Below are 13548 nucleotides of genomic sequence, written 5' to 3'. Positions count from 1 at the left end.
CGGCCATGACCTCCGACGCGCCACCCTACAAGCCGACAAGCCTGCGCGGCGGCGCGATCGACGCGCTTGCCGCGGCCGATCTGGACCGCAAGGTCGCCATCACGCGCGACGTCTGCCGGCGCTGGCAGGCGCGTTCGATCTCGCTTGCAAGCCCGCTCGACGCGGCCGTGCCCGACAGGCCGGGCCGGCCCGACAAGCCGGTGCTGGTCGATCCGCGTCACGTGGCCAAGCGCTCGCTGCATACCCAGGAAGGGCGCATCGCGCTGATGCACGCGCTCGCCCATATCGAGCTCAACGCCATCGACCTGGCGCTCGACATCGTCGCGCGCTTCTGCGACGAACGCCCGCCGCAGACCTTTTTCGACGGCTGGCTGCAGGTGGCCTTCGAGGAGGCCAAGCATTTCTCACTTTTGCGCGAGCGCCTGGCGAGCCTTGGCGCTGCCTATGGCGACCTGTCGGCCCATGGCGGCTTGTGGGAGGCGGCCCATCAGACGCGCAACGATCTGCATGCCCGCCTCGCCGTCGTCCCGCTCATACTGGAGGCACGCGGCCTCGACGTCACGCCGTCGCTGATCGAGAAGATGCTGCAGACCGGCGACAAGGAGACGGCGGCGATCCTCGAGGTCATCTACAATGACGAGAAGAAGCACGTCGCCATCGGCGCCAAATGGTTCCGCTTCTACTGCGCCCGCGCCCGCATCGACCCCGCCCGACGCTTCCAGGAACTGGTGCGTGCCAATTTCCGCGGCATGCTCAAGCCGCCCTTCAACGACCGGGCACGCGCCGCCGCCGGCCTGACTCCGCTCTTCTACCGCTCGCTCACGGCAACGTCGCGGTAGCGGGGAGCATGGGGAAACGCGCGGCGTGCTTCGCCCTGCCCCTTCGCCGCGACAAATCTTTGTTAACCCTAATATTGTCTATTGGGTCAGCGAGGTTTGATTGCGACATCGGGGGGTCGCTGGATCGTGGGCACTGCGCGCTCGTCAGCCATTTTCGGACCGAAGAAGCCGCCACACACGGTGATCATCGCGCGTGGCGACACGATCCGGCATTTCACCTTGCGGCCATGGATGCTGGCTGTCGCCGGGTCGCTTTTTTGCGCGCTGGCGATCGCCTATCTCTCGGCCACCGCTTATCTGGTCCTGCGCGACGACCTCATCGGCGCCAGCGTCGCACGACAGGCGCGCCTGCAGCAGGCCTATGAGGACCGCATCTCGGCGCTCAGGGCGCAGGTCGACCGTGTCACCAGCCGCCAGTTGCTCGATCAGCAATTGATGGAAGGCAAGGTCAGCGAGTTGCTCGACCGGCAGGAACGCCTGTCGCGACGCAACCTGAAACTCGAACCGCTTCTCCACAGGGTCGACTTTGCCGGCGCCAGGCTGCCTGAGGAGGCCCCCCTGCCTCGCGCAAGGCCGGATCTGCAGGCCGGCAACGTCCCATCGCTCGACCGGTTCGATCTGCGCATCACGGGTGCTTCGCAGCTCCGGCTGACGGCGCTCGGCGACGCGGCGCCGAAAGCAGACCGGACGCTCATGCAAGCCGAGCGGGCGGACGCGCTGTTCATGGAGCTCGGCCGGTCGCTGCGCCGCATCGAGGACCGCCAGATGGCGCGCATCCGCAGCCTGACCCAGAACGCCTATGCAACGGCCGAGACGATCGGCGAGGCCCTTCGCTCGGCCGGCCTACCGGTCGCCGACGACTATGGCGCGGCCGGCACAGGCGGGCCGCTGATTGCGCCCGAAGCGCCGATGAAATTCGACGATCAGGTCGACGAACTCGACGAGGCACTTTCGACACTCGACCGGCTCAAGGCCACCCTCGAGAAGGCGCCGGTGGCCAATCCGGCGGACGGCATGAGCGTTTCCAGCGGCTTCGGCATGCGCAAGGATCCGATCCTCGGCCGTCCCGCTCTTCACAGCGGCATCGATTTTCGCGGCCGTTCCGGGCACCCGGTCAAGGCTGCCGCCGGCGGCACGGTGATGCGCGCGGGCTGGGCCGGGGGTTACGGCCGGTTGATCGAGATCGATCACGGAAACGGGCTCAGCACGCGCTATGCGCATCTCAGCGCCCTGAACGTCGAGAAAGGCGCGAAAGTCGAAGCGGGTACCGTGATCGGCCGGGTCGGCAGCAGCGGGCGCTCGACCGGCCCGCATCTGCATTACGAGGTGCGCAAGGACGGCGCGGCGGTCAATCCCCTGCCCTTCCTCAAGGCCGGAAAGCGCATCGGCCAGGTGATGTAGGTGCACGGTCAGTTTCCCGGCTGGTCGCCAGGCTTCTGCCCCCAGACCTGAAAAAAGAGATGTGAAACGACCAGCGTCTCCGGCCTGGAGACATGATCGAGAAGTTCCTTCCTCAAGGCGGCAAACTCCTCTCTCGTAACCATTGACGCTGCGATGAGCCTTTCGCAGATATTGTCGGCAAACTCGCATGCGATAAATCGGCGTTCGTGACCCAGCGGATAGACATGGATGATGGGCTGCACGCCGACATCGTGTATTCCCGCGGTTTCGCGAAGCAATCGCGGCACCCGCCTTCCGATGTTCGGGTCGATCCCATTTCTGTTGCAGTAATCCGAGAACAATTCCAGGTACCTGGCCCATGCATCTGAAGGGGGATCGCACATGAAGGTCAGGTAGTCTGCCTCATGCAATGCGATCCATCCCCCCGGCCGCACCAAAGCGACGGCTTCCGACAGTATTTCCTCGGGCTTGGGGACGTTCACCAAGACGAGCCGCAATGTCACCAGGTCAAAGGCATTCTTCTCCAATTCTGTCGAGCGGCCATCACGATGAACAATCTCCACATTCGCCAGCCCGCGGTCACGAACCATGTTCCTCGCCAGCGATACCGCATCCTCGTTGCGCTCGACCCCGATCACCTGACCGGAACCGCCGACACGCTCGGACAGAATATCGAGGCATCCATGCGGGCCGCATCCGATCTCAACGACGCGGCTACCGGCGTTCAACGGTATCCGGTCAAACAGGAGGCGCGATTCCTCGGCCAATTGCCGTGCCTGCGCCTGCAGGCGAACCTGCTCTTCGGCCCGATAGCCCAAAGCGTAGAGATCCTGCTTCTGCATGCGTCACCTCCCGAATGCAGATTCACCGCCACGCAACGGGCGCTGGCTGCGATTGCGTGTCGGCGCTAGCGCGCATTCGCTTCAAACGGAAACGTTTGAAGCAAAGATATGCGTGCCAGATCAATATGCTGGAACATGTACCTTCCGCTCAAACGATTCCGTTTGAGCGGGACATGCTCTAGCGATGGCTGGCAACGAGAAAAGGAGTGAAACTGCCCAACTTCTCCTTGGTTTCCGTCAATTCCCGATCAGGCATCGACTGGGCAATCACCCCGGCGCCGGCCTGGATCCACCGCCGTACCGGATCCTGGAACACGGATCGTAATACGAGTGCGGCCTCCAAGCGTGACTCTTCTTCCAGGAACAAGACCGCACCCGCGTAGAGTTCGCGCGGGGAGGCTTCCAATCGCCCGATGGCGGAAAGTGCGGCCTGCTTGGGAATCCCGGACGCAGTGATCGCCGGGAACAATATGTCGAAAGCGTCCCAGGCATCCTTTCCCTCAGCCAGCGTTCCCTGCACCCGCGACCCCAGATGCTGAACGCGGCCGCGTTCACGTATGGACATGAAATCACCGATCACCACGCTTTCAGCGGTGCACAACTCGCTCACATCCTCTACCGCCGCCTTGACCGAGAGAACATGCTCCACAATCTCCTTCGCATCAGATTGCAGATCGTGGCGCAGGCGCGCGTTGTCGTCACCTTGTTCGGCGAGGCGGCGTGTCCCGGCCAGAGGTTCCGTGAACACCTGGCTTCCTTTGACGGCCATCACCAACTCGGGACTGAACCCCACCGCTTCGAAGCAACCGTGCTTGAAAAGAAACGATCGCGCCGGCGAGTTGAACCTGCGGCCATGACACAGTGTCGAAGCCAGGTTGATTGCGCCATCCAGTTCGATTGCGCGCGAGATGATGATCTTGGCGTACGCACCTTCGGCTATTTCAGCCAGTGCCTGGGCCACGCGCGCTTCATAGTCGGCTTCGTCCGCCGACAAGTTGACCGGAAGGGTCGTGGGGTCGGCCTTCGCGTCAAGGTCTGTGCCGAGCGCCATTGCGCGCAGTTCCTTTGCGGCATCTTCATCACTCGCCCGAACGACCATGACGCCATTGCACATCACGATCTCGTTTTTTGGTACCATGAGGACAAGAAGCGGCCATCGTCCGGGCTGAAACGTCTGCCCCCTCGAATGTGCCGCGTAGTTGAACCCTACCTGTCCGAACATCCGGTGACATTTCGGCAAGTGACGATCAACGAAGTCTCGAGCAACAGCCGCCATCCGCCCGTTCAATTCCTGGAAGCGCCTCTCGCCGTTCGAGTGCACAGCGGCCTTGGTGCCGGTTGGATCGATCGACAACTGCGCCCGGGCCCCTATCCCGATATACCACCAACCTTCCCGTTCGTACGCGTAGCAATCTTCGCCAGAATACCGCCCCAGAATACGCTCGACGAGGCCCAAGACGTCTCCAACCGGAACAGTAAGGGTTTCTTGCATCAAAGGCTCCATGGTTCGCAGACACAGCCATTCCGACTACCGCAATCCTGGAGAGCCGAGCGTATAGGATCGGTACTCGGAAGCGACCATCGGAAAACTTGATGCCCAGATTCAAAGTGCCAGGGCGCTCCTGGAGCATGTCCCGCTCAAACGATTCCGTTTGAGCGAAAGGCACATGCTCCAACATATTGAACGAATATTCGCCACTGCGATTGCAAGCCAACTCTAACAACCTGCAATATCAGTACCTAAATAATATCGCGCTATGGTAGCAGCGTCAACAAATGCTTGCCACCGGACACCTGCTGCCCGCCAATCAGATACGCGGCTCTCTCATTGAAGAAGTAGACTACGACACAGAACTTGGCCGCCAGGGCGCCGTGCATCCATTCGGATGCGCAAAGAATGCTCTGTCACTTGGAAAATAAACGCATCGCGCTTTCCGAAAATCGATTCCGATTCTCGGGCCTATGCGATGAAGCGCCGAGCGCTCCGAATGGTGGCAACAGCCTACTCGATATCCGCCACTTCCTCGCCCGACGCGCCTTCGACGCGGGCCGACAGGGAGGCTTCCATGAATTCGTCGAGATCGCCGTCGAGCACGTTTGAAGGGCTGGTGTTTTCGACGCCCGTGCGCAGGTCCTTCACCAACTGATAGGGCTGCAGCACATAGGAGCGAATCTGGTGGCCCCAGCCGATATCGGTCTTGGATGCCTCCGTCGCGCTTGCCGCCTCCTCGCGCTTCTTGAGCTCGTCCTCGTAAAGCCGCGCGCGCAACATGTCCCAGGCCTTGGCGCGGTTCTTGTGCTGCGAGCGCTCCTGCTGGCAGGAGACCACGATGCCGGTGGGAAGATGGGTGATGCGCACCGCGGAATCGGTGGTGTTGACGTGCTGACCGCCGGCGCCCGACGCGCGATAGGTGTCGATGCGCACATCGGATTCCGACACGTCGATCTGGATCGAATCGTCGATCACCGGATAGACCCACACGCTGGCGAAGGAGGTGTGCCGCCTGGCGTTGCTGTCATAGGGCGAAATGCGCACCAGGCGGTGCACGCCCGATTCCGTCTTCAGCCAGCCATAGGCGTTGTGGCCCTTGATCAGCAGCGTCGCGGACTTGATACCGGCTTCCTCGCCGTCGTGCATCTCCAGCACTTCGACCTTGAACTTCCGCCGCTCTGCCCAGCGCGTATACATGCGCAGGAGCATGGAGGCCCAGTCCTGGCTCTCCGTGCCGCCGGCGCCCGCATGCACCTCAAGATAGGTATCGTTGGCGTCCGCCTCGCCCGAAAGCAGGGTTTCGATCTGGCGGGCGGCGACCTCGCCCTTGAGCGAGCGAATGGCGGCTTCGGCATCGGCAACGACTGCGTCGTCGCCTTCTTCCTCGCCAAGCTCGATGAGACCGACATTGTCTTCGAGCGCCGCGCCCAGTCGCTTGATGGCTGCCACGGAATCCTCGAGCGACTGACGCTCGCGCATCAGTTCCTGGGCCTTCTGCGGATCGTTCCAAAGCTCGCCGTCCTCGGCGAGCAAGTTCAAATAGTCGAGACGTTTGAGGGCCTGATCCCAGTCAAAGATGCCTCCTCAGCAGGCTTATGGCCTGCTTGATTTCGTCGACCAGATATTGGGTTTCCGTACGCATGGCAGTGAGCCTGCTCTTTCTTTTCGAGGTGTTCAGAAGAATCGCGGCCGGACCATAGGGAGACGGTCCGACGCTGTAAAGGGACATCGCCGGCGACTTCAATAAAGACCGCCGCCGCTGCCCGTGTTGATCGCGCGACTGGCCGAGGGAGACAGCTCTTCCGCCGAGAGCCCGAATTCACTGCCGATGACCGCATATGTATCGGCCGGACCGGTGCCCGGCTTGAAGGCTTCCATGATGACCCCGCCTTCGCCTTCCGACGCGCGCATCCCCGTCTTGCGGTTGATGGCGATCATCTTCATGCCGTCAGGCGCATGGAAGTCGACCGGCCGCATGTCCTTCAGCGCGTTGGCCATGAATTGCTTGAACACCGGAGCGGCGAGGCCACCGCCCGTCGAACCCCTGCCCATCGGTTTGGGCTGATCGTAGCCCAGATACAGGCCGACGGCGAGATCAGGCGTGAAGCCGACGAACCAGGCGTCCTTCTCGTCATTCGTCGTGCCGGTCTTGCCGGCGATCGGACGGCCGAGCTCGGAAACGGTAACCGCCGTGCCACGCTGGACGACGCCCTGCAGCATCGACGTGATCTGGTAGGCGGTCATGGGATCGAGCACCTGCTCGGAATTGTCGATCAGTTCAGGCTCCGGCTGATCCATCCAGCTCTCTGCATTGCAGCCCTCGCATCCGCGCTCGTCATGCTTGTAGACCGTCCTGCCGTAGCGGTCCTGGATGCGGTCGATGAGCGAGGGCTTGATCGAGCGGCCGCCATTGGCGAACACCGAATAGCCGGCAACCATGCGCATCACCGTGGTCTCACCGGAACCAAGCGACATGGCGATCAGCGGCGGCATCTTGTCGTAGATGCCGAAGCGCTCGGCATATTCGGCCACGAGATCCATGCCCATATCGTTGGCCAGCCGCACCGTCATGAGGTTGCGCGATCGCTCGATGCCCGCGCGCAGCGTCGACGGCCCGGCGAATTTGCCGCCATAATTCTTCGGCTGCCACAGTTCGCCGCCCGCCTCGATCGCGATGGGCGCGTCAAGGACGACCGAAGCCGGCGTATAGCCGTTGTCGAGTGCGGCGGCATAGACGAATGGCTTGAACGAGGATCCCGGCTGCCGGTAGGCCTGGCTGGCACGGTTGAATTCCGATGCCGCAAAGGAGAACCCTCCGACCATGGCCAGCACGCGCCCCGTGTGGGGGTCCATTGCCACCATGCCGCCATTGATCGCCGGCACCTGGCGCAACTGCCAGCCGCCGTCGTCTTCTTCTTCGACATAGATCACGTCGCCGGGTTGCAACACCTCCGCCGGCGAACCCGCCTTGACGAGCCGCCCATCCACGACATGGCGCATTGCCCATTTCATGTCATCGAGCGCGACGGTGGCTTGTTCGCGCTCATCGGAGATGTCGCCGGACACCTCGCGCTCCGGCTTGAGGCCGACGGTCAGGCCCTCGCCGGACGCGTCCAGAACGACGGCGACCTGCCATTCCGGCACGTCGCTCAATCCGGGAACCTCGGCCAGCGGAATGCCCCAATCGCCCGAAATGTCGATCTGCGTGATCGGCTCGCGGAATCCGCGCAGCGTGTCGTAACGGATAAGGCCGTTCTGCAACGCCTTGCGCGCCATGACCTGCAGTTCCGGGTCGAGTGTGGTGCGCACCGACAGCCCGCCTTCGTAAAGCGCGTCCTCGCCATAGCGCGAGATGATCTCGCGGCGCACGTCCTCGGTGAAATAATCGCCCGCAAACAGGTAGCTGCCGCCGCGCCGCGGCGTGACGTCGAGGCCGGTCGCCTTCGCCTTCTCGCCTTCGGCGGCATCGACATATCCATTGGCGACCATCTGGTCGATCACCCAGTTGCGACGGCTGATCGCGCGCTCCGTATGACGGAAGGGATGATAGTTGGACGGCGCCTTGGGCAGAGCGGCGAGATAGGCGGCTTCGGCCACCGTCAACTCGTTGACCGACTTGTCATAATAGGCCAGCGCAGCACCGGCGATACCGTAGGAGCCGAGCCCCAGATAGATCTCGTTGAGATAGAGCTCGAAGATACGATCCTTGGAATAGGCCTGCTCGATGCGGAAGGAGAGGATCATCTCGCGGATCTTGCGCGAATAGGTCTGCTGCGAACTCAGGAGGAAGTTCTTCGCCACCTGCTGGGTGATCGTCGACGCGCCGACCGGACGGCGACCGGTGCCCATATTCTGCAAATTGGTCACAACGGCGCGCACCAAACCGGTCACGTCAACGCCGGGATGGCGGTAGAAGTTCTTGTCCTCGGCCGAAAGGAATGCCGCCTTGACGCGATCGGGGACCGCCTGGATCGGCAGGTAGAGGCGCTTTTCGCGCGCGAATTCCGCCATCAGCGCGCCATCGGCGGCATGCACGCGCGTTGTCACTGGCGGTTCGTAATTGGCAAGCACCTCGTAGTCCGGCAGTTCCTCCGCCAGATTGCCGACATAGATGCCGACGGCTGCTGCCGCCAACAGGGCAAGCATGATGCCGATGCCGAAGAAATAACCAATCAAACGAATCATGCCGTCTCCCGCCGGAACCGTTGCGTCCCGTCAATATACATGCACATGCCGGCATGACGCCGGCCCTACGCCACATGTTCCGGCCGCTGTGTGCGCGCCGGATGTGGGCAAAATGGGGCATACAACCCGCACGGCGCCGGGTCGAGACGAATCACAGCCCGTCTGTGCCCGAAATGCAACGAGGCGCCGCGGTGCGGCCCGCGTCCTCATCCACCTGCTCCATTCCGTAGACCGGCAAAACGCCTGATCGCCGCCGCCATGCTGTCGATCGCCCTGGCGCGCCAGTCCGCGTCAAGGAGCTGCGCCTCGTCCTTCTTGTTGGAGAGGTAGCCGAGCTCGACCAGAACGGAGGGCACATCCGGCGCCCTCAGCACCCTGAATCCGGCCGAGCGGTGGGGATTCTTGATCAACTGGACCGTATCCGACATCTCGCGGATGAGCGAGCGGGCGAAGCCGACGGAAAAGCCATGGGTCTCGCGGCGCATCAGGTCGACCAGAATGTCGGCCACCTGCCGATTGTCCTCGGCGACGTCGACACCAGCGACTGAATCGGCGAGGTTCTCGCGATCGGCCGCCGCCTTGGCCACCGCGTCGGACGCCCGCTCCGAGATGGTGTAGACAGTGGCCCCGCGGATGCCCTTGTACCGGATCGTGTCGGCATGGATCGAAACAAACAGGTCCGCCCCAGCCTGGCGGGCGATCCTGACCCTCTCGTCAAGGCGCAGGAACCGGTCGCCGTCGCGGGTCATGACCACCGATATGCCAGGCTTGTCCTTGAACGCGTCGCGCAGCTGGCGGGCGAAGGCCAACGTGACGTCCTTTTCCTGCGTCCCGCTGACCCCTTCGGCGCCGCCGTCGATCCCGCCATGCCCGGGATCGATGACCAGCGTGAACGTGTCGTCGCCGGTCTTGGCCGGCACTTCCGGGTTGCCCGCCTTGGGCGCCTTCACCGCCGAGCCCGCCGGCGCCGCCTGCTCGGCCAGCGCCGCCTCGAAGGCCTCTTCCGACGCCGCAACGATGTCGGCGACCATCCGATAGCCAGGCGACGTCTCGTTGCGCAGCATATCGACGCGCTCGACCGCAAACGGGCCTTTGACCTCCAGGATCATGCGCGAATGGCCGTCATAAAGCTTGCCATAACGGATATTGGAGACCAGGCCGCGCGGCTCCAGCGCCTCTGAATCGAAGGCGAAGCTGGATTCGGGCAGATCGACCACCAGCCTGTGCGGTCCGCGCAGCAGAAACCACTGAAAATCAGGCTCGCGATCGAACTCGACCACGACCCGCATCCGCGTGGCGTCGCCGGCCATGCGAAAGGCATGCACGGAAAGCGGGTCGGCCGCCGCCGGGCGAACGTGCATGCCGATGACGACGAGGACCAGCAGCAAGCAGGCCATCGCAGCGCGCCAAAACGATTCACCGCGGCGCGAATGCTGAGGATTGCGACCCGAGACATGCCCTCGGTAGAGATCCCGCTTCAATTCATCCCCTCGTCCACAGGCTCCGACACGCAGCGGCGCAAATCGTTAATGGATCGTAAGTTGCGATGGTTTACCAACCCTTACCCCTGTCACTGCCCATTTGGACGGCATCGGAATCGGGGTTGCCAATAGCGCACGCAAATCATAAAAGCGACCCAAGGTTACTTCAACGCATGGAATCACGCCAAGCTGCCCGCCCCACACCCCCGGGACAGAAATGCGGACAGACAATGGCACGACAGTCAGGCGGTATTCCTCTGCACTTGTAGCCGGAAAGAATTTCTTCAAGGCGGTTTCGCCTACGAAGCGAAATGCCTTTGCGTGAGGAAACGGCCGACCCGTTGGGGCGTGCCGGCTCAAAATGAGCAAATGAAGCTGGTCCGGCTCGACCGGGCTTTGGTGTAATGGCTTCGCCGGGAACGCGATGAATCCGAGAACAGCGTGCGAAATATCCGACAACACCCGCGCCGTGATGGCAGCGGGCGGATATTCCTCCGCATCCGGACAGCGCTTGGCGAACAAAAAATCATCCGGCACGTATATTCCGTTGCGTCCGCGGACGTGCGCCTCCCAGCGCCCGACGCAGACGGCGGCTGCCGGGGAGACAATCGGTAATGCCAAACAAAATGCTAATAGACGCCTCCCACCCGGAGGAGACACGCGTTGTCGTTACACGCGGTAACCGTATCGAAGAGTTTGATTTTGAATCTCAAGACAAGAAGCAGCTAAAGGGAAACATCTACCTGGCCCGGGTCACCCGGGTGGAACCGTCGCTACAGGCGGCCTTCGTGGAATATGGAGGCAACAGGCACGGTTTTCTGGCCTTCAGCGAGATTCATCCCGACTACTACCAAATTCCGGTCGCCGACCGCCAGGCGCTGCTGCGCGCCGAGGCCGAAGATGCGAAGGGCGAGGACGACGAGGACGACGCCGAGGCGGCCAGTCCCCGGCGCAAGCGGGCCAGCAGCCGCAGGCGTTCGAAGAAGGATGCAGCCCCCCAGGCGCAGCCGGACGACGACGCGAGCAACAGTGACGACGACAGCCCCGCCGTCACCATGGCCGCGGCTGTCGCGGCCGACACCGTCTCTGACAACACTGTCTCGGACAAGGACGAGGCCGCGAACGGGCACGAAGAATCCAATGACCGCGACGACGAGAACGACGATGACGTCGAATCGGTCGGCGCGGAGGATGCGCTGGAGGAAGTGCCCAACCGGCGCAGGTCCGACCGCAAGCAGTACAAGATCCAGGAGGTCGTCAAGCGGCGGCAGATCCTGCTCGTCCAGGTGGTCAAGGAGGAACGTGGCAACAAGGGCGCCGCGCTGACGACCTATCTGTCGCTTGCCGGACGCTATTCCGTCCTGATGCCGAACACGGCGCGCGGCGGCGGCATTTCGCGCAAGATCACCAACGCCCAGGACCGCAAGCGGCTGAAGTCGGTGGTCAAGGACCTGGAAGTGCCGCAGGGCATGGGCGTCATCCTGCGCACCGCCGGGGCCAACCGCACCAAGGCCGAGGTCAAGCGCGACTACGAATACCTCATGCGGTTGTGGGAAAATGTCCGCACCCTGACCCTCGAATCGACCGCCCCGACGCTCGTCTACGAGGAAGGCAGCCTTATCAAGCGTTCGGTGCGCGATCTCTACAACAAGGAGATCGACGAGATCCTGGTGGCGGGCGAGGAAGGCTACCGCGAAGCCAAGGACTTCATGCGCATGCTGATGCCGAGCCACGCCAAGGTGGTTCAGCCCTACCGCGACATCGTGCCGATCTTCGCGCGTCAGGGCATCGAGGCACAACTCGACCGCATGCTGCAGCCGCAGGTGACGTTGAAGTCCGGCGGCTACATCATCATCAACCAGACCGAGGCGCTGGTTTCCATCGACGTCAATTCGGGGCGCTCGACGAAGGAGCACTCGATCGAGGACACGGCGCTGCAGACCAATCTGGAGGCGGCGGAGGAAGTCGCCCGCCAGCTCAGGCTGCGCGACCTGGCCGGGCTGATCGTCATCGACTTCATCGATATGGAGGAAAAGCGCAACAACCGCGCTGTCGAGAAACGCCTCAAGGACCATCTGAAGCACGACAGGGCGCGCATCCAGGTCGGCCGCATCTCGCATTTCGGCCTCCTGGAAATGTCGCGCCAGCGCATCCGCGCCAGCGTGCTCGAATCGACGATGAAGCCGTGCCCGCATTGCGGCGGCAGCGGGCATATCCGCTCCGATTCCTCGATCGCGCTGCATGTCATGCGGGCCATCGAGGAATATCTGCTCAAGGATGCGCGCTTTCATATCTCGGTGCGCACGCCGGTGGCGACGGCGCTCTACGTGCTCAACAACAAGCGGGCCAATATTGCCGACCTGGAATCGCGCTTCGGCCTGACGATCACGATCGAGGCCGACGAGAATGTCGGCAACCAGCACTATGTGATCCAGAAGGGCGCGCCCGTGGAGCGCCCGGTCGAGATCACCACTCCGCCGCTCGATGGTCCGAGCGAAGCGCTGGAGGAGGAGACGGAGCCGGTCGATGCCTCCGCCGCGCCCGGGCAGGAGAACGCCGAGGGCGAGGACGGACGCGGACGCAAGCGCAAGAGACGGCGCCGGCGGCGCGGCGGGCGCGATCGCGACCAGGTCGAAGCCGACCAGCAGACGCAATCCGACGAGACGGTCGCCGCCGAAGCCGGCGACAAGGCCGACGAGGATGCTACGGCGGACGAAGAAACGGTGGACTCCTCCGAGCAGAAGAAACGCCGCCGCGGCAAGCGCGGCGGACGCAAGAACCGCAAGGGCGACGAAGGCGTGACCGCGGAAGCCGCGGACAATGCCGACGCCGAGGCTCCGGCTTCTGCGGAAGCTGCAGTGCCGGCGCCGACGGACGAAGCCGCGGCTGCCGAGGCGGAGCAGCCTGCCGCCGAGACACCGGTGAGCGTGGTCGAGGTCGAGGCCAAGGCGGAAAAGCCCAAGCGCGCGCCGCGCCGCCGCAGCAAGAAGACAGCGGCCGACGAAGCCGCCGTCAGCGAAGCTCCTCAGGAGGACGTCGCCAACGCGGCCCCGACGGAAGAGCCCACAGAGCCGGACACGGTACCTCAGGCGTCCGATGCCGCCGCCACGCCGGAAGGCGAGGCAGTCCAGGAGCCCCCCAAGAAGCCGCGGCGCGGGCGCAAGCGGGCCGACGCCGAGCCCGTTCCGGCCGATCCTGTCGTCACCTCCACGGCACCTGTGGAAGAAGATGCACAGGTCGCAGAGGACGAGTCCAGCCAACCGAAGCGCAGCGGCTGGTGGCAGCGCAAGGGCTTCTTCTGATCCGCG

General features: G+C 63.4%; 9 protein-coding genes. 3 read left to right on the top strand and 6 right to left on the bottom strand.

Annotation, left to right across the window (positions count from 1 at the left end; genetic code table 11):
* Positions 1 to 5 precede the first annotated feature (5 nt).
* Both GM909_RS03685 and GM909_RS03680 read left to right on the top strand, forming a co-directional pair.
* Positions 6 to 839, top strand: coding sequence for a ferritin-like domain-containing protein (locus GM909_RS03685; RefSeq protein WP_157014959.1), 834 nt, complete (start codon positions 6 to 8; stop codon positions 837 to 839).
* A 126-nt stretch (positions 840 to 965) separates the two neighbouring features.
* The gene (locus GM909_RS03680; protein WP_235911617.1) at positions 966 to 2240 is read left to right on the top strand and encodes a peptidoglycan DD-metalloendopeptidase family protein; all 1275 of its coding nucleotides are present in this window, start codon (positions 966 to 968) and stop codon (positions 2238 to 2240) included.
* An 8-nt stretch (positions 2241 to 2248) separates the two neighbouring features.
* On the opposite strand, the gene GM909_RS03675 is transcribed toward GM909_RS03680, so the two are convergent.
* The 6 genes from GM909_RS03675 to GM909_RS03650 all read right to left on the bottom strand — a co-directional run bounded on the left by GM909_RS03675 (position 2249) and on the right by GM909_RS03650 (position 10777).
* Positions 2249 to 3082 carry a methyltransferase domain-containing protein gene (locus GM909_RS03675; protein WP_157014841.1) on the bottom strand — a complete coding sequence of 278 codons (834 nt, stop codon included), beginning with the start codon at positions 3080 to 3082 and terminating at the stop codon, positions 2249 to 2251.
* A 178-nt stretch (positions 3083 to 3260) separates the two neighbouring features.
* A complete protein-coding gene (locus GM909_RS03670) occupies positions 3261 to 4574 on the bottom strand; it encodes a salicylate synthase (RefSeq protein WP_198174114.1) in 1314 nt (437 codons plus the stop codon).
* 510 nt (positions 4575 to 5084) lie between these two features.
* A protein-coding gene (gene prfB / locus GM909_RS03665; protein ID WP_157014839.1) for a peptide chain release factor 2 occupies positions 5085 to 6216 on the bottom strand; the annotation gives its coding sequence in 2 pieces (ribosomal slippage) (positions 5085 to 6149 and positions 6151 to 6216; 1131 coding nt in all).
* Positions 6217 to 6314: 98 nt separating this feature from the next.
* Positions 6315 to 8759 carry a penicillin-binding protein 1A gene (locus GM909_RS03660; RefSeq protein ID WP_157014838.1) on the bottom strand — a complete coding sequence of 815 codons (2445 nt, stop codon included), beginning with the start codon at positions 8757 to 8759 and terminating at the stop codon, positions 6315 to 6317.
* A 206-nt stretch (positions 8760 to 8965) separates the two neighbouring features.
* Positions 8966 to 10156: an N-acetylmuramoyl-L-alanine amidase gene (locus GM909_RS03655; protein ID WP_157014837.1), complete on the bottom strand. Its 1191-nt coding sequence runs from the start codon at positions 10154 to 10156 to the stop codon at positions 8966 to 8968.
* 129 nt (positions 10157 to 10285) lie between these two features.
* On the bottom strand, positions 10286 to 10777 hold the full coding sequence (locus GM909_RS03650; RefSeq protein WP_157014836.1) for a hypothetical protein: 492 nt from the start codon (positions 10775 to 10777) through the stop codon (positions 10286 to 10288).
* Positions 10778 to 10854: 77 nt separating this feature from the next.
* Between GM909_RS03650 and GM909_RS03645 the strand changes: the two genes are divergently transcribed.
* On the top strand, positions 10855 to 13542 hold the full coding sequence (locus GM909_RS03645) for an Rne/Rng family ribonuclease (protein WP_157014835.1): 2688 nt from the start codon (positions 10855 to 10857) through the stop codon (positions 13540 to 13542).
* The last annotated feature ends 6 nt before the right edge of the window (positions 13543 to 13548 follow it).

Source organism: Mesorhizobium xinjiangense (assembly GCF_009749525.1).
GTDB classification, from domain to species: Bacteria; Pseudomonadota; Alphaproteobacteria; order Rhizobiales; family Rhizobiaceae; genus Mangrovimarina; species Mangrovimarina xinjiangensis.
The sequence above is the reverse complement of the archived record's forward strand: the minus strand, read 5'-3'. Positions and strand labels throughout refer to the sequence as shown.